Here is a 22,898-nt window from a genome sequence, read left to right on the forward strand (position 1 = left end):
TCGGGCGAGTCAGTGCCCGGCCCCATGGTGGCACGTCCCACACCGCCGCGGTACGTCCAGGGCCTCGATCCGGTGGTGTCGTCCGTGACCGGTCGGTCGCTGTCGGAGACGCGCCGTCGTTGTCCGTCGACACGCCGCTGCCTACGCTGCGACATCCGGGCGTCGGTGGAAGGGGAGCGGTGCTCTACTGGTTGATGAAGTGGGTGTTCATGGGCCCGCTGATGCGCGCGGCCTTCCGGCCCGACGTGCGCGGCGCCGAGAACCTCCCGCGTACCGGGGGCGCCCTCGTCGCGTCGAACCACCTCGCCGTGCTCGACTCGTTCGTCCTGCCGCTGATGGTGCCCCGCCGGATGGCCTTCCCGGCCAAGGCGGAGTACTTCACGACGCCGGGTCCGATCGGCACCCTGCAGCGCTGGTTCTTCTCCGGCATGGGGCAGGTGCCGATCGAGCGGGGCAACGGCCGCGCCGCCCGCGCGGCCCTGGACACCGGCATCGGGGTGCTGCGGGAGGGGCGCCTGTTCGGCATCTACCCCGAGGGCACCCGCTCGCCCGACGGCCGCCTCTACAAGGGCCGGACGGGCGTGGCCCGGATGGCGCTCGAGGCCCGCGTGCCCGTCGTGCCCGTGGCCATGATCGGCACCGACCGCGCGAACCCCGTCGGGTCCCGGTTCTGGCGCCCCGCGAAGATCACCATCGCGATCGGCGAGCCGATCGACTTCTCCCGCTACTTCGACATCGCCGACGACCGCCAGGTCGAGCGCGCGCTGACCGACGAGGTCATGTACGCGATCATGGACCTCTCCGGGCAGGAGTACGTGGACGTGTACGCGTCCAAGGCCAAGGAGGCCCTGGAGAAGGGGGACGACGCCGCCGCGTGAGCGGGTCGGCCTGACACAATCGGTCTCCGTGGCACGGATCTTCTACGACTGCGAGTTCATCGAGGACGGGACGACGATCGACCTGATTTCGCTCGGCGCGGTCGACGAGCAGGGGCGCGAGTTCTACGCGATCTCCCGCGCGTTCGACCCGATGAAGGCCGGTCCGTGGGTCCGGAAGAACGTGCTCGACAAGCTCCCGCCGTCGTCCGACCCGGCCTGGTGCAGCCGCCTGCAGCTGCGCGAGGACTTCTACGCCTTCGTGACGGCGGGTCCGGGCGAGGTCGAGCTGTGGGCGTGGAACGCGCCCTACGACCACGTCGTCGTCGCGCAGCTGTGGGGCGCGATGCCGGACCTGCCGCGCGCGCTCCCGCGCTACACGCGGGACCTGCGCCAGCGCTGGGAGGACGTCGGGCGCCCGGAGCTCCCGCCCGCGCCGCCGGACGCGCACGACGCCCTGGCCGACGCCCGCCACAACCTCGTGAAGTGGAAGGTCGTCGACGCGATCTGGCGGGAGCGGATGGGCGACCCGGAATGATCATGGCCGTTGCGGGGTTGTCCCACTCATGAGCGAGCAGGTGGAGACCAACCCGACGGACTGGGTGCGCGAGCAGATCGAGCGGATCGAGGAGACCGGCACGACCGAGGGCATCACGGTGCTCGGCTCGCCGATCGTGCTGATGACGCTGCGCGGGGCGAAGAGCGGCAAGCTGCGCCACACCCCGGTGATGCGCGTCGAGCACGACGGACACTACGGCGTCGTCGCCTCCAAGGGCGGCGCGGACGAGCACCCCGTCTGGTACCACAACATCGTCGCCCACCCCGAGTTCACGCTGCAGGACGGTCGTGAGACGAAGACCTACCGCGCCCGCCTCGTCTCGGGCGAGGAGCGGGCGCAGTGGTGGGAGCGGGCGGTCGCGGCGTACCCGTCCTACGCGGAGTACCAGGAGAAGACCGACCGCGAGATCCCGGTGTTCGTGCTCGACCCGGTGTAGGGCGATGATCGACCCCGTGCGCATCGGACTCGTCGGCGGCGGCTTCCCCGAGGTGCGGCGGTGCCTCACCGAGGCGCTGGCCGAGCTCGCGATCCCGGAGCTCGCCGGCGTCGAGCTGGTCGACGTGCCGCACGCGGCGCCGGTGCCGGCCGACGTGCTCGCCCCGCTGGGCAGCACGATCGACGGCCCGCTGATCGACGCGTGCGGGGCGCGGTTCGTCCAGCAGTTCGGGGTGGGCGTCTCGGGGGTCGACCTCGCCGCCGCCCGGGACCGGGGCGTGCCGGTCGCGAACGTGCCCGGCGGCGGGTCGGGCAACGCCACCGCCGTCGCGGAGATCGCGCTGCTCCTGCTGCTGGCGCTCGTGCGGCGCTACGAGGAGGCGCGGGCCGGCGTCGCCGAGAAGGCGGTCGGCTCGCCGATGGGCGTCATGCTGCACGGTCGCCGGGTCGCCGTGCTGGGCACGGGCGACATCGGCGTCGAGGTCGCGGTCCGGCTGCGGGCCTTCGGGGTGCACGTCGTCGGGATCGGGCGCCGCGAGGCGTCCGACTACCCGGAGGCGCTCGCCGCGGTGCACGAGTACCGCCGCGGGCACCTCCCGGCCGCGCTCGCCGGGTGCGACGACCTCGTCGTGGCGTGCCCGCTCACGGCGGCGACGCGCGGCGTCGTCGACCGGGACGCGCTCGCCGCGCTGAACCCGGGCGGGCACGTGATCAACGTCGCGCGCGGGCCGGTCGTCGACCGCGACGCGCTGCTCACGGCGCTGCGCACGGGCCGGATCGCGGGGGCCGGTCTGGACGTGACGTGGACCGAGCCGATCGACCCGCACGACGAGCTGCTGGGGCACAACGTGCTGGTGACCCCGCACGTCGGCGGCATCACCGAGCAGTCCTACGCCGGGATGGCGCGGGGATTCGTGACGAACGTCGGTCGCTTCCTGCGCGGGGAACCGGTCCGGCACCGGGTCGCGTGACAGTAGGCTGATCCCTCGTGTGGTCCGTCGACCTGCCCGTGGATGCCCTGCCCGGCCTGCCGCCCCTGCCCGCCGAGATGCGCGACCGTCTGGACGAGGCCCTGTCGCGTCCGGCGCTCCAGCAGCCGGCGTGGCCGGACGACGCGGCGGTGGCCGACGTCCGGACGGTGCTCGAGCACGTCCCGCCGATCACGGTGCCCGCCGAGATCGACCGGTTGCGTGGGCAGCTCGCCGCTGTCGCGCGCGGGGAGGCGTTCCTGCTGCAGGGCGGGGACTGCGCGGAGACCTTCGCCGACAACACCGAGCCGCACCTGCGCGGCAACATCCGCACCCTGCTGCAGATGGCCGTCGTCCTGACCTACGGGGCCTCGACGCCGGTGGTCAAGATCGGCCGGATCGCCGGCCAGTACGCCAAGCCGCGTTCCTCGGAGCTGGACGCATTCGGGCTGCCGTCCTACCGCGGGGACATGGTCAACTCGCTGGCCGCGAACGCCGAGCTGCGCGTGCCGGACCCGGGCCGGATGATCCGCGCCTACGCCAACGCCTCCGCGGCGATGAACCTGACCCGGGCGCTGACCTCGGGGGGCATGGCCGACCTGCACGAGGTGCACGACTGGAACCGGGAGTTCGTCGCGAACTCCGCGGCCGGGGAACGCTACGAGACCGTCGCCGCGGAGATCGACCGGGCGCTGCGGTTCATGTCCGCGTGCGGGGTCACCGACCACTCGCTGCACTCCACCGAGATCTACGCCAGCCACGAGGCGCTGGTGCTGGACTACGAGCGGGCGCTGCTGCGGCTGGACTCGACCCGCCGTGACGACCCCCGCCTGTTCTCCCTGGGCGCGCACTTCCTGTGGATCGGGGAACGCACCCGGGCCCTCGACGGCGCGCACATCGCGTTCGCCGAGCTGCTCGCGAACCCGATCGGGCTCAAGATCGGGCCGTCGACCACCCCGGAGCAGGCCGTCGAGTACGTCGAGCGGCTCGACCCGCACCACGAGCCCGGCCGGCTCACGCTGATCTCCCGGATGGGGGCGGGGAAGGTCCGCGACGTGCTGCCCGGCCTGGTGGAGAAGGTCACCGCCTCCGGGCACCAGGTCATCTGGCAGTGCGACCCGATGCACGGCAACACCTACGAGGCCACCACCGGGTTCAAGACCCGCCACTTCGACCAGGTCGTCGACGAGGTCCAGGGGTTCTTCGAGGTCCACTCCCGGCTGGGCACCCACCCCGGCGGCATCCACGTCGAGCTCACCGGCGAGAACGTCACCGAGTGCCTCGGCGGCGCGCAGGACATCTCCGACACCGACCTCGCCGGCCGCTACGAGACCGCCTGCGACCCCCGCCTGAACACCCAGCAGTCCCTCGAGCTCGCGTTCCTGATCGCGGAGATGCTGCGGAACTAGGGCGTACCCAGTCCCCAGCCGACGATCCCCGAGGCGACCGTCGCGACGGTGACGGCGAGCACCCAGGCCACGAAGATCCGGCGGGAGCGGATGCGGTCCCGACGCCGGGTCTGGCGCTCCACCCGGTCGACCACGTCCGCGCTGCCCGGGCGCGGGGGCGGGTCGTCGGCGGGCTCCGGCTCGGGGTCCGGCTCCGGTGGCTCCTCGGGCTCCGGGCGCGGCGTGGGCCCGGTGAACACCCGGGTGCCGGTGTGCGGCGGCAGGGGCGGCGCGGTCTCGCCGTCCTCGCGGCGGCGGGGCGGCGCGACCGGGGAGAACGGCAGGGCCTCCTCCCGGCGCGCGCGGCGGGCCGCCTCGAGGAACGCCGTCGCGCTCGGGATCCGGTCGTCGGGCTCGCGCCGTGTGGCGGCGACGACGAGCCGGTCCAGCGCGCGGGGGATGCCGGGTGCGCGGGTGGACGGGGCGGGGATGTCGACGTTCACGTGCCGGTACGCGACCGCGAGGGCGGTGTCCCCACCGTGCGGCGGCACCCCGGTGAGCAGCTCGAACAGCACGACGCCCGCGGCGTAGACGTCGCTGCGCTCGTCGGTCCGGCCGTGCTGGACCTGCTCCGGCGCGAGGTAGGCCGCCGTGCCGAGGATCAGGTCGTCCGAGGTGGACCCGCCGGTGTCCAGCGACCCGTCGGCCGCCCCGTCCCACGCCGCGGCGACGAGGCCGAAGTCGGCCACCTTGAGCTGACCCGTCGTCGGGACCAGGACGTTCTCCGGTTTGACGTCGCGGTGCACCATGCCGGACCGGTGGGCCACCGAGAGGGCCGCGACGACCTGCTCGACCACCGTCAGCGCCGTCGCGGGCGCGAGCCGGACCTGCTCGCGCAGGACGTCGCGCAGGGTCCCGCCCTCGACGAGCTCGAGGACGAGGAAGATCGTGCCGTCCTCGTGCCGCCCCTGGTCGTGCACCGCCACGATCCCGGGGTGCGAGAGCCGCGCGGCCGCCCGGGCCTCGCGTTCGAAGCGGCGCACGAACACCGGGTCCCGGGCGAGCGACGGCTCCATGATCTTCACCGCGACCGGCCGGTCGAGCCGCAGGTCGGTCCCGCGGTGCACCGTGGACATGCCGCCCCGGGCGATCACCTCGCCGACCCGGTACCGGCCGTCGAGCACCGTGCGGGCGGTCCCCGGGGAGGCGTCGCGCGGCATGGGCCGATGCTAGGCGCGCCGCAGGGCCGTGAGCGGGGACGACGCGCGGCGCGCGTCCGTCCCGGAACCGATGTCCCCCGGGCGTGTCCTCTGGCACAGTGGGCGCCGATGACCGCCGCACTGACCGCTCTCGTGGGTCGCGAGATCGACGCCCTGACCCTCGCCGAGGCCGGCGAGCGGCTCGGCGTGCCCCGCACCCGAGTCAGCCAGATGATCAAGCAGGGCCAGCTCCTCGGCGTCCGCGAGGGCGACAAGTGGATCGTCCCCGCCGCGTTCCTCGTCGAGAGCGGCGTGGTGAAGGGCCTGCCCGGGCTGATCACGCTGCTCCGCGACGGCGGCTACACCGACGCGGAGATCCTCCGCTGGCTGTTCCAGGAGGACCCGACGCTGCCCGGCGCCCCCATCGATGCGCTGCGCTCCGACCGCGGTGGCGAGGTCAAACGCCGCGCGCAGGCGATGGCCTTCTGAGGGTCAGGGAGACGCAGCGGAGCGGAGCTCGACCCGGATGATCGTCGTCGCGAGCCCGACGAGTGCGGCCGCACGACGCGGACCCAGGGTCCGGACGAGGCCGAGCGCCACCGCCGGCCCGTGCCACGCCCGCACGTGGTCGGTGCCGTCGGCGCCGACGCTCACGGCGAGCAGCGTGGGCGCGTGCGGGGGCTCGGCGCCGTACGCCTCTTCGCGCCACGCCCGCACCCGGTAGTCCCGCAGCGGGAGCACGTCCATCTCGGGCACCCGCCGGCGGGCCTCGGCCGCGACCGTCCGGCACGTCGCGCAGTCCGCGTCGAAGGCGAGGACCAGCTCGTCGGGCACGCGTTGCAGTGTAGTGCTCACCCGTCCGGAGCAGATCGTGTGGACGCGGAGATCCGTACGGTGACACGGGGTGGTCAGGTCGGTGGGGAGGGCACGTGGACCGTCGTGCTTTCCTCGCCGCCGGGGCCGCCTGCCTGGTGGCGGCGGACGTGGCGGTGGCGGCCCGGCTCGGCTCGACGCCGCCCGCGGTCGGCGGTCCGCGCGATCCCGCGCGCCGGGCTGCCCTGGCCCGGGCAGCGGCCCCGACCCCGGTCCGTATCGACGACGTGGTCGACCAACTGGCCGCGATCCGCGACGTCGCGGCCGCCGAACCCGGCCGACCCAACGGCATCTGGTGCTTCAGCACGCTCTACCACCGGATCACCGTCGGGGTCCGCGACGGGCTGTCGGGCACGCCCGACGCGGACGCCCGCTTCGTGGCCCTGCTCGACGTCGAGTTCGCGAAGCTCTACATCGACGCGGTCCGCTGCTACGCGGCCGATCCCCGGACCTGTCCCGCGAGCTGGCGGGTGCTGTTCGACCGCCGCGACGACCCGACGATCCCGGCCGTGCACTTCGCCGCCGCCGGGGTCAACGCGCACATCAACTTCGACCTCGCCTTCGCACTGCTCCACACGTGGCCCCTGGTCGACGCGGGGGACGACCTCGACCGGACCCGCGCGGCCTACCTGACGGTGAACCAGGTGTTCGCGACCAACATGAACCGGCTGCGCACGACCTTCGACGCGCCACTCACGCGGTGGGGGACGCGCGCGGACCATGCCGGCGACCTGCTCGGGACGCTCCTCGTGCGCACGACCCGGGCGGAGGCCTGGTCGGTGGGCGTGGACCTGTGGGCCCACCGCCACGACCCACGCGCCCTGGCCGCCCGCCGCGCCGGGTTGGACGCCCGCACGGCCGCGCTCGGACTGGCCGTCCTGCGCTCGCCGCTGCTCGTGGCGTGACGCCCCCACCGTCGCGAGCGAACGGCTCTTTCGCAGCTTCTAGGCGCGCGAGGGTGCCGTTCGTTCACCGAGTACGCCGACGTACCCCCGGCGCACGGCGGGCCGCGACCGCGCGCAGCAGCCCGGGCCCCGCCACCGCGGCGCGCCGGGCCTTCCCGACGACGACCCGGTGCGTGATCACGTCGTAGTCCGCCGCCACGATCTCGTCGAGGATGCCGCTGTAGAGCACGGATGCGGTGCGGACGCAGGGCCGCGAGACGGGGTCGAGCAGGTCGATGCCCGCGTCGGCGCGGCGGTAGATCGCCCGGGTCCGGGCGACGAGGTGCGCGATCGCACGGCGGACCCGGGGCTCGGTGCGCTCGCGCTCCCGGCACCACACGAGCAGCTCGCGGTCGACCCCGAAGGCGGCGAGCTCGTCGGCGGGCAGGTAGATGCGACCGCGGTCGAGGTCCTCGCCCACGTCCCGCAGGAAGTTCGTCACCTGGAAGGCGACCCCGAGGGCCGCGGCGGCCGGCTCGGCCTCCTCCTGCGGCACGACGGTGCCCAGGACGGGCAGCACCTGCAGCCCGATGACCGCGGCCGATCCGTGCACGTACACCGCGAGGTCGTCGAACGTCGGGTAGTCGGTGATCGTCAGGTCCATCGCCATCGAGTCCATGAAGTCCTCGAGATGACGGTGGTCGATGCCGTACGTGTCGACGGTGTGGGCCAGCGCGGCCACGACCGGTTCCTCGGCCAACACGTCCCGCGTCCCCGAGAGCGCGACCCGCATGCGGGCCCGGATCTCCTCGATCCGGGCGACGACCTCCGCGACCGTCGCCGCCCCGGGCGCGTCGACCACGTCGTCGGCCATCCGAGCGAACCCGTACAACGCGTGGATCGCCGGGCGCTGCGCGGGCGTGAGCAGACGCGTCGCGAGGAAGTAGGTGCGGCCGTGCTCCGCGTTCAGGGCCCGGCACCGGGCGTAGGCGCCGCGCAGGTCCGGGGACGTGATGCCGGCGGCGTCCAGTTCTGCCGCCGCCCCGCGCGGCGGGACCGCCAGACCCGTCGTCATGAACCCTTCCCGACGACGCGGGCGGCCGCCAGCTTGCCCGAGACGACCACGGTGGGGACCCCGACCCCGGGGTTGGTGCCGCACCCGGCGAGGTAGGCGTTCGCGAGGCCGGCGACGCGGTTCCCGGAGCGGAACGGCCCGGTCTGCGCGAACGTGTGCGCCGCGGAGAACGGGGTGCCCGCCGCCATGCCGAGGCGCGCCCAGTCGGCGGGGGAGATGCGGTGTTCGGCGACCACGTGGCCGGTCACGTCGATGCCACGGCCGGCCAGCACGCCGAGGATCTCGTCCCGGTAGCGCGGGGCGATGCGGTCCCAGTCCAGGTCCGGCGCGGTGGCCAGGTTGGGACACGGCGCGAGCACGGAGACGTAGTCGGCGCCGGGGGGCGCGAGGCCGGGATCCGTGGTCGTCGGGCGCGTGACCAGCAGCGAGGGGTCCCGCATGAGCCGCCCCTCGGTGATGATCTCGTCGAAGGTCGACGCCCATGCGTCGCCGAAGGAGATCGTGTGGTGGCCGAGGTCGGGCTGCGGCCGGTCGAGCCCGAGGTGCACCACGAAGGCCGACGGCGACCACCGCAGCGGGACCGCGCGCCGCGGTCGGCGACCCACCAGCTCGTGCACCGCGGGCAGGTCGGGGGTCAGGACGACGGCGTCGGCCGGGATCGTGCCGCCCGCGGTCTCCACCGCGGTGACCCGGCCGCCGTGTCGTTCGAGCGCGGTGACCTCGGTGTCGTAGCGGAACTCGACGCCGGCCGCGGCCGCCGCGTCCGCGTAGGCCTGGGGCAGGGCGCGGACGCCGCCCCTCGGGAAGTACACGCCTGCGATCGTGTCCATGTAGGCGATGACCGCGTAGGCGGCGAGCGCCCGGGCCGGCGGTACCCCGGCGTAGAGGGCCTGGAACGAGAAGATGCGGCGGAGGCGCTCGTCGTCGAGGAAGCGCCCGATGCGCGGCCCGAGCCGGCCGAAGCCGCCGAGCAGTCCGAGGCGCACGAGGTCGCGGCCGAGGACGTCGAGGGGGGAGTCGAAGTTGGCGTCGATGAACGTCGCCATCTGGACGCCGTAGAGCTCGGTGAGCCAGGCCCGCAAACGGCGGTAGCCCTCGGCGTCGCCGGCGGAGACCTTCTCCCGGATCTCCTGCTCCATGGCGTCGCCGTCGGTGTGGACCTCCAGGGTGGAGCCGTCGGCGAACCGGGCGTGGTAGGCCGGGTCGAGCCGGACCAGGTCGAGACGGTCGCCGAGCTTCTCGCCGACCGCGGTCAACGGCTCCTCGAGCAGGTCCGGCATCGTCAGGACCGTCGGACCGGTGTCGAGCCGGAACGAGCCCGACCGGCCGTCGGGAAGATCGAGCCGCCCGGCCCGGCCGCCGGGGAAGCTCTCGCGCTCGACCACGGTGACCTCGCGGCCCGCGCCGCGCAGGTGCAGGGCCGCCGTCAGCCCGGCGAGTCCCGCGCCCACGACGACGACGTGTCCGCCGCCCGCCATCAGAACGCCCGCCGGGTGGCCTTGGCCGCGAGGGCGGTGAGGCGCTCGTGCGCCTCGGGCCCGACGTCGGCGGTGGCGAGCGCGTCGAGGGCCGAGGTGGTGAGGGTGGCGATGCGCTCCTCGACCTCGTCGACGACGCCGAGCCGCTGCAGGGCGGTGCGGGCGGCCTCGACGTCCGCCGGGGCGAGGTCGTCCAGGCCCAGGGCGTGCTCGACGGGGGCGGCCGCGTCCCGGTCGGGATGACGGCGGGCGAGGGCGACCAGCAGGGTGCGCTTGCCCTCGCGGAGGTCGTCGCCCGCGGGCTTCCCGGTGACCGCGGGGTCGCCGAAGACGCCGAGGAGGTCGTCGCGCAGCTGGAAGGCGATGCCGAGGTCGGTGCCGAACCGGCGGTAGCAGGAGACGAGGTCGTCGTCCGCCCCCGCGAGCGCGGCGCCGAGGTGCAGCGGCCGTTCGATGGTGTAGGCGGCGGTCTTGTAGCGGCTGATCCGCAGGACGCCCTCGGGCGTCGCGAGGTCCGTCGCGTGCCCCACGACGTCGAGGAACTGCCCGGTGAGCATCTCGGTGCGCATCGCGTCCCACACCCCGGCGACCCGGGCCAGGGTGGACGCGTCCAGCCCGGCCCCGCGCAGCATGTCGTCCGACCACGCCAGGGCCAGGTCGCCGACGAGCACCGCGATCGCGGCTCCGAGGCGCTCGGAGGAACCGATCCAGTCACGCTCCGCGTGCCGCGCGGACCAGCGGGCGTGCACCGTCGGGATGCCGCGGCGGAGGTCGGAGTCGTCGATCAGGTCGTCGTGCACGAGTGCGCAGGCCTGCACCAGCTCGAGCGCCGCCACCGTGCGCAGCACGACGTCGGGTCCGGGCCCGCCCTCCCGGCGGTCCCCGCCGGCACCACGCCACCCCCACCAGGCGAAGGTGGGCCGCAGCCGTTTCCCACCGCCGAGGGCCATCGCGGACAGGTCGTCGACCGCGTCGACGAACTCCGGCGCGAGGTCGGCGCAGGTCTCGCGGCGGACGGCGAGGAAGCGGGCGAGCTCCTCGGTGACCGCGCACGGCAGGTCGGCCTCGATCTCCTCGAGCCCGACCGGCACCCTCGTCTCGCGCGCGGGCAGCGTCCGGCCTGCGGTCATCCGTACTCCCATCGCCGTTCGGCGGACGCCAGGGTAGGGAAACGACGCGCACCCGGCCGGACGAGCGCAAGGGGTCGCGTCGACCGTCACACGAAAGCCCCACTCGGCGCGCTCGGCCACGTATGGTCACCGGATGCCCACTGTCATGGAGCGGATCCAGCGCGGGACGCCGACCTTCTCGGTGGAGTTCTTCCCGCCCAAGAACGACGAGGGCGAGCGGACCCTGTGGAACACGATCCGGTCGTTGGAGCCCCTGGACCCGGCGTTCGTGTCGGTGACCTACGGCGCCGGCGGGTCGAGCCGGGACCGCACGGTGCGCACCACCGGTCGGATCGCCACCGACACCACGCTCACCGCGATGGCCCACCTGACCGCCGTCGACGCCTCGATGGAGGACCTGCGCCACGTCATCGGGTCCTACGCCGAGGCCGGCATCTCCAACGTCCTCGCGATCCGGGGTGACCCGCCGAACGACAAGGACGCCGAGTGGGTCCCGCACCCGGCGGGCTTCGCCTACACCGAGGAACTGGTCCACATGGTCCGTCGCCTCGGGACGTTCTGCGTCGGGGTGGCGGCCTTCCCGTACCTGCACCCGCGGTCCGGCGACGAGGACTCCGACACCCGCTTCTTCGTCCAGAAGGTGAAGGCGGGCGCCGAGTTCGCCATCACGCAGATGTTCTACGACGCGGACCAGTTCCTGCGGATGCGGGACCGCATCGCCGCCGCGGGGTGCGAGATCCCGATCATGCCGGGACTGATGCCGATCACCACGCCGAAGGCGATGGAGCGCGGCGCGGACTTCTCCGGGGCCGCCCTGCCGCCGGCGATGACCGAGCGGCTGGAGCCCCTGGTCGACGACGCCGCGGCGTTCCGCGAGGCGGGCATCGACCTGTGCGTCGAGCTCTCGCAGCGGATGTACGACGAGGGCGTCGGCAACATCCACTACATCAGCATGAACCGCCACCCCGCCGTGGTGGACGTGGTGCAGCGGCTCGGCGTCGCGTCCTTCCCGGACGCCTGAGCCTCCTCAGCGGCGCGCCCGCCGGTCCACCCGCGGGCGCGTCGCGGCGGCCAGGGCGAAGACGACGCCGGCCGCCACCAGCACCACCGCGGTGAGCAGGAGGGCCCAGCTCACCCAGGACGGGGCGTTCGGGTCGGGGTACTCGGCGACGGCGTTGACCTCGCCGACCTCGCCCGGGGTGAAGGTCCAGCTGACGACGCCCGCCGAGACGGTGCCGTCGGTCTGGCGCACCGTGCCGGGGAAGGCCATCTTGAGCTGGACGTCGGCGCTCTCCGGCGTGACGCGCGTGAGGTCGACCTGCCCGGAGAGGACCACCCGGTCCCCGGCGCGGCGCAGCTGGAGCCGGACGGCCGACGACGTCGTCGGGCTGATCTGGGGGAGCAGCCGGGACACGTCGTCGAAGGACAGGTCCTCGAACGCGAGGTGCGACCCGATGTACCCGTCCTGCTCGTAGCGGGTGACCGTCACGTCGCCCTCGAGGTCGGACGGCACCTGCAGCGGCGGGCCGTTCCCGCCGGGCGTGCCCGCCGGGGTGCCGACGTCGATCGTCCCCGAGACCGTGTCCTGCGGGGACACCGCGAGCCCGGCCCGCACGCGGACGCAGCCCGTGCCGAGCAGGCCCACGAGCGCGAGGACGAGGGCGAGCAGGACGACGGAGCGTCGGCGACGGCGGGTGGGCACGCGGACATCGTGCCAGGCACCCCCGACGGTCACGGCGCGCGCCGGACGGGCTCCTCCGGGACGAGCGGCAGCGGGCGCCCGAGCACCGCGAAGGGGCGCGGGTCGCTGGAGAAGCGGTGGTGGCGCAGGACGTCGCGGAAGCCGCAGCGGCGGTAGAGCGACCAGGCCCGGGTCGGGGAGGGGGCCTCGGGCGTGGACAGCAGCACGTGCCCGGCCTCCGGACGGTCGAGCAGGCGGCGCAGCAGGGCCTCGCCGAGCCCGTGGCCCTGCGCGTCCGTCCGGACGTGCAGTTCGGTGAGCTCGAAGTAGTCCGCGAGGTAGGTCTCCGGGTCGCCGTCCAGCGGCCAGGCGTCGAGATCGGGATCCTCGCCGTGGGGGACGGTCTCGCCGAGCAGCCGACCGAGCCCGGCGCCGAAGAGGCCGCCCGGTGCCCGGGAGGCGCGGGCGGCGCGCCGCAGACCGCGCCGCACCTCCTCGTACCACCACTGGCCGGGCGCCCCGGGGTAGCCGTAGGCGATCCCGCGCAGGGCGTCCGCGCCGTCCACCGCGGCGACCGCGCGCCAGCCCCGGCGTCGCGAGTGCTCCAGCCACATCGGGGCGCGCTGCCGTGCGGTGCCCGGGGGATAGCCCATGGCCCGCACGTAGAGGTCGAGGGCCTCGTCGAGGCGACGGGCGAGCTCGGCCGGATCGAGGTCGACGAGGTGGGTGTCCTCGGGCGCGGCGGTCATGACGCCGTGGTCGCCGGCGTCGGTGCCTCCCCGTCCATCCTTCCATCTCATCACGCCGGGCGGCGCGGATCACGCTCACTCCCGGACGACTTGACGTTCGGCTCGGGGCAGGGTTCACTCAAGGTCGTCGAACACGTGTTCGACTGGCCGGTCGGCGAGGCGTGGGGAAGCGTCCCGTCGGCCGTGCCGGAGCCGCCGGCTTCCCCACGGTGGCAGGCACAGGCCGCCCCGCGCCATGCGGGCGGCATCGAGCGCGCCGCCCGTGGAGGACGCATGGTTCGCAGCCCGTCGCCGGTCCAGGTCCGGTGCGTCGACGGGGACCCCGTCGAGTTCCACCGCCGGCCGAACCGCCGGGACAGCCACTACCTGGTCACGGAGGTGCAGGAGCGGTGGATCGAGGAGTCGCGGTGGCCGTTCCGGTCGGTGATGCCCGTCGGGGGAGACCGGTGCCGGTGCTGGCGGGTGCTCGCGCGGCGCTCCGACGAGCCGCACCTGCCGCCCGGCGAGTTCGTCCTGCGCATGCGCTCCGGCCCGGGGGTCTGGGACCTCCGGTGGCTGACCTGACCCGTCCCGATCCACCCGAGGAGTTCCCGTGAGCACCACCTGCACCACCGGCGACCTGTTCGACACCGGGGCGGCCGACGCCCCCGCACCGCGTGCGGGCGACCGGGCGCACGTCCCGGCCCGGCGTGAGACCCGTCGTCGACCGTCCAGCACCCCCCGACCGCCCGCTCCGCCGCCCTCGCGGTCCGTGGTCTCCCTGCTCGGCGCCGCCCGCGACGGGCTGCGGGAGGCCCAGGGCGCGGAGACGCCGGCCGAGCGGTTCCGGCTGGCCCACCTGGCCGCGCTGCGCTCGGCCGCCGCGGTGCTGGCCGTCCGGGCGCGGTCCCGCCGGAGCACGCGTCCGACCGACGCCTGGACCCTGCTGGCCTCGGTCGCGCCGGAGTACGGGGAGTGGGCGGCGTTCTTCGCGGCGCACTCGTCGACGCGGTCGGCCGTCGAGGCGGGGGCGACGCGGCTGGTCGGCCAGCGCGACGCCGACGACATGGTCCGGCAGGCCGACCTGTTCCTGGCGCTGGTGACGCGGACGGTGGCCGGGCTCCGCCCGATCTGAGGTCAGCCCGTGCGGCGGGAGCTGCCGCGGCGCTCGCGGGCGCTGTGGCCGGCCCGCACGATGCGGCCGAGCAGGTTGTCGAACTGTTGCGAGATCTCGCGGGCACCGGGGGTGTCCCAGCGCTGGATCGGGACGCCGGCACCCTGGGCCTGCTGGACCGCGGTGCGGTCGGGCAGCACGCCGGAGAGCACGAGGGGGCCGAAGAGTTCGCGCAGCTCGTTGATCCGGAACTCGTGTTCGGCCGAGCGGGCGCGGTACCGGTTGATCAGGACCCCGAGCGGCTGCAGGCGCGGGTTGTGCGCGCGCTCGGCCTGGACCGCCTCGAAGGCGCGCTGCACCCCGGAGACCGCGAAGATGGTCGGCTCGGTCACCAGCACCGCCCGGTCGACCGCGACCAGCGCGGAGCGGGTCAGTTGGCCCAGAGAGGGCGGACAGTCGATGAGGACGAGTTCGTAGTGCGGCAGGTTCGCCCCCGGGGCGCTGCTGCGCGTCCGGGTCGTGGGCTCGTCGGGCTCGGTACCGCGGGGCAGGGCGGCCAGGAGGCGGGAGAGCCGACCGAGACGCTGGGACCCGGGGTCGGGGTGGTTGTGGCGCTCGATGTCCTCGGAGCCGACGAGGACGTCGATCGAGTCGTCCCAGTTGCTCGGGGCGATGGACGTGGCCAGGACGGCGGGGGAGGGGTGTTCGAGGGCGTCCGCGATCGTGGTCTCGCTCTCCGCGGGCTCGAGGGCGGTGGTGGCGTTGCCCTGTGGGTCGAGATCGACCACCAGGGTGCGCAGGCCCTGCTTCGCGGCGGCGCCCGCCAGCCCGAGGGTGACGGTGGTCTTGCCGACCCCGCCCTTGAGGCTGAGCACACCGGTCACGTACACGAGGGCAACGTACCGGCTCCGACGCGGATCCCCGATGGGTGAGCACTACGGTGTGGCCGTGACCGCCCGCCCGGCCCGAACTCCCGCGTCCCCGCCCGTCGACGTCGTGGCCGCGAGCCTGCGCGACGAGCTGGCCGCGGCGCGCGCCCGCGGCGGCACGGTGCGCGTCCTCGACGTGGGCGGCGGCAGCGGTGCCTGGGCCGTGCCGCTGGCCGTGCAGGGGTGCGAGGTCACGGTCGTGGACTCCAGCGCGAACGCGCTGGCCGTGCTGCGCAGCCGGGCGCGGGACGCCGGCGTCGACGCCGCCGTGCACGCCCTGCAGGCCGACGTCGACGCGCTGGCGGCCGTGACCGACGGGGTGCAGGCCGACCTCGTGCTCGGCCACGGCCTGCTGGAGTACGTCGACGACCCCGCCGCGGCCGTGCACTCGCTGGCCACCGCGACGGCGCCCGGCGGGGCGCTCTCGCTGCTCGTCGCGGGCCGGTACGCGGCGGTGCTCGCGCGCGTGGTGAGTGGCCGGGTCGGGGACGCGCGGCGCATGCTCGCCGATCCGGCCGGCCGCTGGGGCGCGGCCGACCAACTGCTGCGCCGGATGGACACCGCGGAGCTGACCGCCCTGGTCGAGCAGGAGCCGTCGCTGGCCCTGGAGCGGGTCCAGGGGCACCGGGTGCTGGCCGACCTGATCCCCGAGTCCGCCGCCGACGCCGGGACGCCGGCCGACGTCGCGGCCCTGGAGGAACTGGCCTCGACCACTCCGCCCCTGCGTGACCTCGCCTCGCGCATCCACGTGCTCGCCCGCCGCGCGTGACGCAGGTCTCGCGAGCCCGGTCGATCTTCACGCACCGCACCGCGGTGATCGCGGCGCGTCGCGGGTGGGAGGCGTCTCACCGGCCGAAAGAATGATCGTCCGCGCAGAACACCGGTCCGGGTAGTCGGACCGGCGGAGGGCTCGTACGATGAAGGCAGCCATCACGTTGATGTGCCGATCGTCCCTTCCCCCGGGGCCGGTCCTCGCTCTCGTTCCGGTGCCGGAGGAGAACCATGCCGCTCTCCGAGCACGAGCAGCGTCTGCTCGACCAGATCGAGCGCGCGCTCTATGCCGAGGATCCCAAGTTCGCGTCGACCGTCCGTGGTGGTCGTCTCCGACGGCCGTCGCGTCGACGCCGCATCCAGGGCATCGCGCTCTTCGTCGTGGGCGTCGCCGCCCTGGTGATGGGCCTGGTGTTCCAGTGGTTCCCCGGCGGCTTCCCGGTCGTGAGCGTCATCGGCTTCCTCATGATGTTCGCCGGCGCGGTGCTCGCGATCACCGCGACGGGCGGCAAGAAGGGCGAGGCCGCCGCCGGTGAGGGTGACGCCAAGGGCGCCCCGGCCGGTGACAAGGAGAAGAGTCGCTTCACCACGAAGATGGAGGAGCGCTTCCGCAAGCGCTTCGAGCAGGAGTAGCGCTCACCCGCACACCCACGCGCCGTCGACCTCGGGTCGGCGGCGCGTTCGTGTGTCCGGGGTCGCTCGGGGTTCGGCAAGGTCGACGTGAGGCAGGTTCCGGGGGCGGTCGGGATGCCTCACGTCGTCCTCGCGGCAGGTGCGCCGGTGCCGCGGCTCTGGCGCGCGAGCCGGAGGGTCTCGCCGCCGATGAATGAGTGGCGCCGTTCGCGCATCTGACGCCAGCAATGGGCCATCGCTGACACCGCGGGCCCGGGTCCCCCCACTCCGCCCCACCGGGCCGCCCCGCTCCGCCCCACGCCCGCACCGAGGTCGGTCGGCGGCGGCGTCGAGAGGCACATGAGGCACCTGCGGCGGCCCGGGAACGTGCCTGGTGTGCCTCTCGGCGCGGCGCGCCCCCACTCCGCCCCCACTCCGCCCCATCGGGCCGCCCCACTCCGCCCCACCGCGTCCCCCACGAGCCCCCACGGCGCCTCCGAGCAGGCCGGAACCGGGGCCGGGACGGGCTCGCAGGCGTGTCGAAGCCTGCTCCGACCAGGTGGATCAGGGATCGTCGGGCGCCGGTCCTCCCGCGTCCCCCACCTCTCCCCACCTGCACTGACCTGCGCGAACTCCACCGATCGGGGAGCACACGCCGGCCCGGGGAGGTTGAAGGTGGTGGATCGTGGGGTATTGTGGTGCGCAGTGGGGCGATAGGGGCCTCATCGGGGAGGTGGGGCCGTGTTCCTCGGCACCCACACCCCGCGGTTGGACGAGAAGGGCAGGCTCACCCTGCCCGCCAAGTTCCGCGACGAGCTCGCAGGGGGGCTGATGATCACGAAGGGGCAGGACCACTGCCTGTACGTGTTCCCCCGCGACGAGTTCGAGCAGATGGCCCGCAAGGTGGCCGAGGCGCCGTTCACCGACGAGCGGGTGCGCGCGTACCAGCGCTACCTGTTCGCCGGCACCGACGAGCAGCGTCCCGACTCCCAGGGTCGTATCCCGATCGCGGCCGAACTCCGGCGCTACGCCGGGCTCGATCGGGACTGCACGGTGATCGGGGCGGTCACCCGCCTCGAGATCTGGGACTCGGCGGCCTGGCAGAGCTACCAGGACGCCCACGAGGACAGCTACGCGCAGGCCCAGCAGGAGGTACTCCCCGGGGTCTTCTGATCCCGAACGCACCAGCAGGACCCCGCCCAGGAGAGCGAGACGGGTGCCGTGAGGCCCCGACCCGCAGGGTGACGGCCCTGGCACACCTTCCCCGGTGCCAGGTCCGCCCGCCCTGCGGGCCGGGACGTGACGGCATCCGCCCCGCCTCGGGCGCCGGCCGGCGACCACCGCCGGCCAGCACGCACCAGACAGCGCCCGGCGGACACGGTGGAGGCGGACGATGGACCCTTCCGGGCCCTCGGATGACGACGCCTCCGGATTCACCCACACGCGCCCCAGCGGTGAGCGCCACGTGCCGGTGCTGCTCGAACGTTGCCTCGAGCTCCTCGCGCCCGCCCTCGAGGTGCCCGGTGCGGTCGTCGTCGACGGCACCCTCGGGCTCGGCGGGCACGCAGAGGCGCTGCTGACCCGGCACGCCGACCTCACCCTCGTCGGCCTCGACCGCGACCGTGAGGCCCTGCGCCTCGCCGGTGAACGCCTCCGCCCGTTCGACGGGCGCACCCACCTCGTGCACGCCGTCTTCGACGAGATCGCCGACGTGCTCGACCGGCTCGGGCTCGGCCGGGTCCACGGCGTGCTGTTCGACCTCGGCGTCTCCTCGCTGCAGCTCGACGAGGACGAGCGGGGCTTCTCCTACTCCCGCGACGCCCCGCTGGACATGCGGATGGACCCGACGACGGGTCCGAGCGCGGCGGACGTCCTCAACACCTACGCGCCCGGCGAGCTGGTGCGCGTGCTCCGGGACCACGGGGAGGAACGCGCGGCCCGACGCATCGTCGAGGCCGTCGTTCGTGCGAGGCGGCGGGCTCCGCTGCGGACCAGCGCGGAGCTCGTCGCCCTCCTCGAGCAGGCCATGCCGGCAGCCAGCCGACGGACGGGCGGTCACCCCGCGAAGCGCACGTTCCAGGCGCTGCGCATCGAGGTCAACGGCGAGCTCGACGCCATCGCGGGGGCGGTCCCGGCCGCGGTCGACGCCCTCGCGCTGCACGGCCGCGTCGTCGTCATGAGCTACCAGTCCCTGGAGGACCGCATCGTGAAGCGGGTCCTCGGCGAGCGGTCCCGCCCCAGCGCACCCCCGGACATGCCGGTGCTGCGCGAGCAGGACCAGCCCGAGCTCGCGCTGCTCACCCGCGGCGCGGAGAAGGCCGACGAGTCCGAGGTCGCCGCGAACCCGCGGGCGGCCTCGGTGCGGCTCCGTGCCGCGGAACGCATCCGGGAGGCGGCATGAGCTCGGGCACCCTCACCCACCGGGAGGCGACCCGCACGACGACGGGTGCGAGCCGGTCGGCCACGACCGACACCCGCACGACGAAGGCCGGCGCCCGTGCCCGGGCGACCAGCCGGCGCACCCCGGCGCCCGGCGCGAAGCGCGCCCGCACCACGACCGCCCCGATCCCGGAGACGACCGGCGGCACGGCCCCGTTCGTCCTGCTGATCATGGTGCTCCTGACGTCGGGTCTGGTCGCCACGCTGTGGCTGTCCACCGCCGCCGCGGCGGACTCCTACCGCCTCGAGGACGCCCGGCAGACCACGCGGGACCGCTCGGAGGAGGTCGAGCGGCTCCACCGCGACGTCGCCGCGATGCAGGCCGCCCCCGCGCTGGCCGCGTCGGCGGAGCGGATCGGCATGGTCCCGGCGGGCGTGCCCGCGGTGATCCTCGTGCACCCCGACGGCACCAGCCAGGTCGTCGGCTCCCCGCAGAAGGCCCGCGCCGCGGCGCCCCCGCCCCAGCCGGCCCCGGCGCCCCAGCCCGCCCAGCCGGCACAGACCACGCAGCCGGCGCAGCCCACCCAGCCCGGCTCGACCTCCCAGGACGCCCGTTCCCAGGGCGACCCCGAGGGGCTCGCCGCCAACCCGTCGACCGGGGTCCAGGCGGCCTCCGGCGGCTCGCCCGCACCCGCGCCCGCCGGTGCCGGCACGACGTCGGGCGGCACCCGCTGATGGCCCGCCCCCCGGCCACCCTGACGCGGCCGCCGTCCCGGTACCCCGCCTCCCGCGGCCGTGACGACCGCCCGCCACCCCCACGCCGGCCGCAGCCGCCGGCCGGACCCCCACGCCGGCCCCGCGTCCCGAAGCCCCCGGACCCCCGCCGCCGCCTGCGCATCGGACGCCTGCTGCTCGTCGTCGTCCTGATCATCGCGGCGGTCAAGCTCGTCGAGGTCCAGGCGATCAGCGCCGGCGACCTCGCCGCCGACGCCGCGAAGCAGCGCATGACCCGCCTCGTCGTGCCCGCCGAGCGCGGCGCGATCCTCGACCGCAGCGGCACGCCCCTGGCGTTCTCGGTCGAGGCCAAGGCCCTCGTCGCGAACCCGCGCCGGATCGCCGAGGACTGGTCGAAGCCGGAGATCCGGTCCACCCCGGGGGCGCCGACCCCGGAGCAGCGCAAGGCGCAGATCGCCCAGGGGATGGGCGCGATCCTGCACGCCGACCCCGTGCCGTTCTACGCCGCGCTGATGAGCGACCGCAGCTACGTCGTGCTCGCCCCGCTGGTCGACCCGACCGCCGCGCGCACCATCCGCGAGCAGTTCCCCGAGATCGCCCAGGAGGACCGCGAGTCGCGGCAGTACCCCGCGGGCGACGTCGGCGGCTCCGTCGTCGGCAGCGCGTCCTGGTCGATGGACAAGAGCCGCATCAACGGCAACGTCGGGCTGGAGAGCGCCGAGGACACGGTGCTCGCGGGCCGCGACGGGTTCCGCGTCGTCGACACCGCGGAGGGCAGCGACGCCGTCATCCCCGGGTCGACGCGCGCCGAGCAGCCCGCGCAGGCCGGGAACGACCTCGTCCTGACCCTGGACTCCGACCTGCAGTACACCGTCCAGCAGAAGCTCTCCGCCTACGTCGGGCGGACGGGGGCGAAGGGCGGCAGCGCGGTCGTGCTGGACGCGCACACCGGGCAGATCCTCTCGCTGGCCAACGCCGGTGCCGGCGGCGGACCGGCGCCCGGCGACCCCGCGGTGACGACGCCGTTCGAGCCGGGGTCGGTGAACAAGGCCGTCACCTTCTCCGCCGCGCTGGAGGCGGGCCTGATCAAGCCCGAGGACGTGCTCACCGTCCCCGGGAGCATCAAGTTCGCCGACCGGACGATCAACGACGCCTGGTCGCACGGCCCCGTCCCGATGACGATGAACGGCGTCCTGGGCAAGTCCTCGAACGTCGGGACGCTCATGACGGCCCAGCGGGTCGGCCCGGACCGGTTCGGCGACATGCTCGACAAGCTCGGCATCGGCGCGCGGACCGGCGTCGAACTGCCGGGGGAGAGCGGTGGGTCGGTGCCGCCCCGGGACAAGTGGTCGGGGTCGACCTTCGGCAACCTGCCGATCGGTCAGGGCCTGTCCATGACGACGCTGCAGATGGCGAGCATGTACCAGGCCATCGCCAACGGGGGCGTCCGCGTCCCGCCCCGGGTCATCTCAGCGACCGTCGGCGCCGACGGCGTGCGGACGCCGGCCCCCGCCCCCGAGGGGGTGCGGGCGATGTCGCCGCAGACCGCGGACACGATGCGTCAGATGCTGCAGTCGGTGACCCAGGCCGGGAAGAGCCCCAACGAGGGCACCGGGGCCAAGGCGGCCATGGACGGCTACCCGGTGGCGGGCAAGACCGGCACCGCGCAGCAGGTCGACCCGTCGTGCGGCTGCTACGCCCGCTCGACGTACTGGATCACCTTCGCCGGCATGTTCCCGGCGGCGGACCCGCGCTACGTCGTCGCGCTCATGCTCGACGCGCCGCCCGGCGGCGACTCGGCGGCCCCGCTGTTCCATGACATCGGGACCTACCTCGCCGCCCACGGCGACGTGCCGGTCTCCACCGCGCCGCCGCGCCAGGTGCCGCTGCAGCTCACGCCGTGAGGACCAGCTCGTAGTCCTGGCCGAGTAGGGCGACCCCGAACTCGTCGTGCTCCGCCTCGGCGACGAGCCGGAAACCCTCCGCGAGGTAGATCGTGCGGGCGGCGTCCAGGGGGGCGTTGGTCCACAACACCAGCCGGCCGTACTCGGCGTCGCGGGCGTGGGCGACGCAGCGGCGCACGAGGGCACGGCCGACGCCGAGGCCCCGGGCCACGGGGTCGAGCAGCAGCAGGCGCAGCCGCGCGGTCGACGCGTCCTCGTGCACGCAGAAGACGCAGCCGACCCGGCGCCTGTCGAGCTCGGCGATCCACGCCCGGTCGTGTGCCGGCCCGGCCGCGAAGTCCGCGACGATCCGCGCCGTCACGGCCTCCACCGACCAGCCGTACTCGCGTGCGTACAGCTCCCCGTGCGCCATCACGACCCAGCCCAGGTCCCCGGGCCGGTCGGCGTCGCGCAGCACGACGTCACCCATGCTCACACCCTCCTGACTGAAACGAGTGTTTCAGTGAAGCACACTGGGCGCCGTGACGGTGACCGGTTCCCGGAGCGCGACGACGACCCCCGACGAGGACGGCGAGGGCTCGGCGCGCCGGCGCGAGCTGCTCGACGCGGCGTACGGGTGGGTCCTCGCACACGGCTGGGCGGGGATGTCGCTGCGCCCGCTGGCGGAGGCGATCGGCTCCAGCCCGCGGGTGCTGCTCTACCTGTTCGGCAGCAAGGACGGCCTGGTGCGCGCCCTGCTCGGGCGCTCCCGGGCCGATCAGTTGCGGGTCCTCGACGCCCTTCCCGACGACGTCGGGCTCGGCACGGTCGGGCAGGTCCTCTGGGACTGGCTCGCCGCGGACGAGCACCGGGCCCTGCTGCGGTTGTGGCTGGAGGCGTACAGCCGGTCGGTGGGGAACCAGGAGGACGACCCGACGACGCCGTGGGCCGGGTTCGCGCACGGCACCGTCACCGACTGGGACCTGCTGCTGGCCGCCCACCAGCCCTCCGACCGGGTCTCGACCCCCGACGGGACCGCCGAGCGTGCCCTGCTGCTCGCGGTCCTGCGCGGGGCCCTGCTCGACCTGCTGGCGACCGGCGACACCGCGCGCACCGGAGCGGCCGTCGCGGCGCACCTGCGCGGCCTCGGTCGCGGGGCGGGGACCCCAGGGCCAGGGGAGGACCGCACCGGGCGGTGAGTA

The 22,898-nt window shown here is 74.6% G+C and carries 26 protein-coding genes; 17 read left to right on the forward strand and 9 right to left on the reverse strand.

Going from position 1 to position 22,898, the window contains the following annotated elements; genetic code table 11:
- Positions 1-179: 179 nt before the first annotated feature.
- From QRT03_RS12885 to QRT03_RS12905, 5 genes are all read left to right on the forward strand, one after another.
- Complete coding sequence (locus QRT03_RS12885; RefSeq protein ID WP_286053223.1) at positions 180-878, forward strand: lysophospholipid acyltransferase family protein; 699 nt, start codon at positions 180-182, stop codon at positions 876-878.
- A gap of 28 nt (positions 879-906) precedes the next feature.
- Positions 907-1,413, forward strand: a complete 507-nt coding sequence (locus QRT03_RS12890) for a polyadenylate-specific 3'-exoribonuclease AS (RefSeq protein WP_286053224.1) — start codon at positions 907-909, stop codon at positions 1,411-1,413.
- 28 nt (positions 1,414-1,441) lie between these two features.
- A complete protein-coding gene (locus QRT03_RS12895) occupies positions 1,442-1,870 on the forward strand; it encodes a nitroreductase family deazaflavin-dependent oxidoreductase (protein WP_286053225.1) in 429 nt (142 codons plus the stop codon).
- 16 nt (positions 1,871-1,886) lie between these two features.
- Positions 1,887-2,840, forward strand: a complete 954-nt coding sequence (locus tag QRT03_RS12900) for an NAD(P)-dependent oxidoreductase (protein ID WP_286053226.1) — start codon at positions 1,887-1,889, stop codon at positions 2,838-2,840.
- A gap of 77 nt (positions 2,841-2,917) precedes the next feature.
- Entirely contained in the window at positions 2,918-4,246 is a 1,329-nt protein-coding gene (locus QRT03_RS12905) for a class II 3-deoxy-7-phosphoheptulonate synthase (protein ID WP_425604833.1), read from the forward strand.
- Here the strand turns inward: QRT03_RS12905 and QRT03_RS12910 are convergent.
- Complete coding sequence (locus QRT03_RS12910) at positions 4,243-5,445, reverse strand: protein kinase domain-containing protein (RefSeq protein ID WP_345783246.1); 1,203 nt, start codon at positions 5,443-5,445, stop codon at positions 4,243-4,245. The genes QRT03_RS12905 and QRT03_RS12910 overlap by 4 nt on opposite strands.
- Before the next feature lie 108 nt (positions 5,446-5,553).
- Here QRT03_RS12910 and QRT03_RS12915 point away from each other — a divergent pair, with 108 nt between their 5' ends.
- Positions 5,554-5,913 carry an Rv2175c family DNA-binding protein gene (locus QRT03_RS12915; RefSeq protein WP_286053228.1) on the forward strand — a complete coding sequence of 120 codons (360 nt, stop codon included), beginning with the start codon at positions 5,554-5,556 and terminating at the stop codon, positions 5,911-5,913.
- A 3-nt stretch (positions 5,914-5,916) separates the two neighbouring features.
- Here QRT03_RS12915 and QRT03_RS12920 read toward each other — a convergent pair whose 3' ends face one another.
- Positions 5,917-6,258, reverse strand: coding sequence for a hypothetical protein (locus tag QRT03_RS12920; protein WP_286053229.1), 342 nt, complete (start codon positions 6,256-6,258; stop codon positions 5,917-5,919).
- Between the two features lie 95 nt (positions 6,259-6,353).
- Between QRT03_RS12920 and QRT03_RS12925 the strand changes: the two genes are divergently transcribed.
- Positions 6,354-7,202, forward strand: a complete 849-nt coding sequence (locus QRT03_RS12925) for a DUF5995 family protein (protein WP_286053230.1) — start codon at positions 6,354-6,356, stop codon at positions 7,200-7,202.
- 64 nt (positions 7,203-7,266) lie between these two features.
- On the opposite strand, the gene QRT03_RS12930 is transcribed toward QRT03_RS12925, so the two are convergent.
- Genes QRT03_RS12930 through QRT03_RS12940 form a run of 3 tightly spaced genes read right to left on the reverse strand, consistent with a single transcriptional unit; the run spans position 7,267 to position 10,864 of the window.
- The gene (locus QRT03_RS12930) at positions 7,267-8,256 is read right to left on the reverse strand and encodes a phytoene/squalene synthase family protein (protein ID WP_286053231.1); all 990 of its coding nucleotides are present in this window, start codon (positions 8,254-8,256) and stop codon (positions 7,267-7,269) included.
- Complete coding sequence (gene crtI / locus QRT03_RS12935) at positions 8,253-9,734, reverse strand: phytoene desaturase family protein (protein WP_286053232.1); 1,482 nt, start codon at positions 9,732-9,734, stop codon at positions 8,253-8,255. Before crtI ends, QRT03_RS12930 begins: the two co-directional genes overlap by 4 nt.
- Positions 9,734-10,864 carry a polyprenyl synthetase family protein gene (locus QRT03_RS12940; RefSeq protein ID WP_286053233.1) on the reverse strand — a complete coding sequence of 377 codons (1,131 nt, stop codon included), beginning with the start codon at positions 10,862-10,864 and terminating at the stop codon, positions 9,734-9,736. Before QRT03_RS12940 ends, crtI begins: the two co-directional genes overlap by 1 nt.
- Before the next feature lie 133 nt (positions 10,865-10,997).
- Between QRT03_RS12940 and metF the strand changes: the two genes are divergently transcribed.
- Positions 10,998-11,885, forward strand: coding sequence for a methylenetetrahydrofolate reductase [NAD(P)H] (metF, locus tag QRT03_RS12945; protein WP_286053234.1), 888 nt, complete (start codon positions 10,998-11,000; stop codon positions 11,883-11,885).
- Between the two features lie 6 nt (positions 11,886-11,891).
- Here the strand turns inward: metF and QRT03_RS12950 are convergent, their stop codons facing one another.
- Both QRT03_RS12950 and QRT03_RS12955 read right to left on the reverse strand, forming a co-directional pair.
- Entirely contained in the window at positions 11,892-12,566 is a 675-nt protein-coding gene (locus tag QRT03_RS12950) for an LppM family (lipo)protein (protein WP_286053235.1), read from the reverse strand.
- A 29-nt stretch (positions 12,567-12,595) separates the two neighbouring features.
- Positions 12,596-13,294, reverse strand: coding sequence for a GNAT family N-acetyltransferase (locus tag QRT03_RS12955; RefSeq protein WP_286053236.1), 699 nt, complete (start codon positions 13,292-13,294; stop codon positions 12,596-12,598).
- 273 nt (positions 13,295-13,567) lie between these two features.
- Between QRT03_RS12955 and QRT03_RS12960 the strand changes: the two genes are divergently transcribed.
- Both QRT03_RS12960 and QRT03_RS12965 read left to right on the forward strand, forming a co-directional pair.
- The gene (locus QRT03_RS12960) at positions 13,568-13,858 is read left to right on the forward strand and encodes a hypothetical protein (RefSeq protein ID WP_286053237.1); all 291 of its coding nucleotides are present in this window, start codon (positions 13,568-13,570) and stop codon (positions 13,856-13,858) included.
- Between the two features lie 28 nt (positions 13,859-13,886).
- The gene (locus tag QRT03_RS12965; RefSeq protein WP_286053238.1) at positions 13,887-14,408 is read left to right on the forward strand and encodes an SAV_6107 family HEPN domain-containing protein; all 522 of its coding nucleotides are present in this window, start codon (positions 13,887-13,889) and stop codon (positions 14,406-14,408) included.
- 2 nt (positions 14,409-14,410) lie between these two features.
- Here the strand turns inward: QRT03_RS12965 and QRT03_RS12970 are convergent, their stop codons facing one another.
- Entirely contained in the window at positions 14,411-15,277 is an 867-nt protein-coding gene (locus tag QRT03_RS12970; protein WP_286053239.1) for a ParA family protein, read from the reverse strand.
- Positions 15,278-15,335: 58 nt separating this feature from the next.
- Here QRT03_RS12970 and QRT03_RS12975 point away from each other — a divergent pair, with 58 nt between their 5' ends.
- From QRT03_RS12975 to QRT03_RS13000, 6 genes are all read left to right on the forward strand, one after another.
- A complete protein-coding gene (locus tag QRT03_RS12975) occupies positions 15,336-16,085 on the forward strand; it encodes a class I SAM-dependent methyltransferase (RefSeq protein ID WP_286053241.1) in 750 nt (249 codons plus the stop codon).
- Between the two features lie 233 nt (positions 16,086-16,318).
- Entirely contained in the window at positions 16,319-16,720 is a 402-nt protein-coding gene (locus QRT03_RS12980; protein ID WP_286053242.1) for a DUF3040 domain-containing protein, read from the forward strand.
- Positions 16,721-17,440: 720 nt separating this feature from the next.
- Positions 17,441-17,872, forward strand: coding sequence for a division/cell wall cluster transcriptional repressor MraZ (mraZ, locus tag QRT03_RS12985; RefSeq protein WP_286053243.1), 432 nt, complete (start codon positions 17,441-17,443; stop codon positions 17,870-17,872).
- Between the two features lie 220 nt (positions 17,873-18,092).
- Positions 18,093-19,100, forward strand: coding sequence for a 16S rRNA (cytosine(1402)-N(4))-methyltransferase RsmH (gene rsmH, locus QRT03_RS12990; RefSeq protein ID WP_286053244.1), 1,008 nt, complete (start codon positions 18,093-18,095; stop codon positions 19,098-19,100).
- Positions 19,097-19,813 carry a cell division protein FtsL gene (gene ftsL, locus QRT03_RS12995; RefSeq protein ID WP_286053245.1) on the forward strand — a complete coding sequence of 239 codons (717 nt, stop codon included), beginning with the start codon at positions 19,097-19,099 and terminating at the stop codon, positions 19,811-19,813. Before rsmH ends, ftsL begins: the two co-directional genes overlap by 4 nt.
- Positions 19,813-21,717, forward strand: coding sequence for a peptidoglycan D,D-transpeptidase FtsI family protein (locus QRT03_RS13000; RefSeq protein WP_286053246.1), 1,905 nt, complete (start codon positions 19,813-19,815; stop codon positions 21,715-21,717). The genes ftsL and QRT03_RS13000 overlap by 1 nt, the downstream gene beginning before the upstream one ends.
- Here QRT03_RS13000 and QRT03_RS13005 read toward each other — a convergent pair.
- Positions 21,707-22,186, reverse strand: coding sequence for a GNAT family N-acetyltransferase (locus tag QRT03_RS13005; RefSeq protein ID WP_286053247.1), 480 nt, complete (start codon positions 22,184-22,186; stop codon positions 21,707-21,709). The genes QRT03_RS13000 and QRT03_RS13005 overlap by 11 nt on opposite strands.
- 52 nt (positions 22,187-22,238) lie before the next feature.
- On the opposite strand from QRT03_RS13005, the gene QRT03_RS13010 reads away from it, so the two are divergent.
- Complete coding sequence (locus QRT03_RS13010) at positions 22,239-22,895, forward strand: TetR/AcrR family transcriptional regulator (protein WP_286053248.1); 657 nt, start codon at positions 22,239-22,241, stop codon at positions 22,893-22,895.
- Positions 22,896-22,898 lie beyond the last annotated feature (3 nt).

It is taken from the genome of Actinomycetospora termitidis (genome assembly GCF_030286555.1).
GTDB classification, from domain to species: domain Bacteria; phylum Actinomycetota; class Actinomycetes; order Mycobacteriales; family Pseudonocardiaceae; genus Actinomycetospora; species Actinomycetospora termitidis.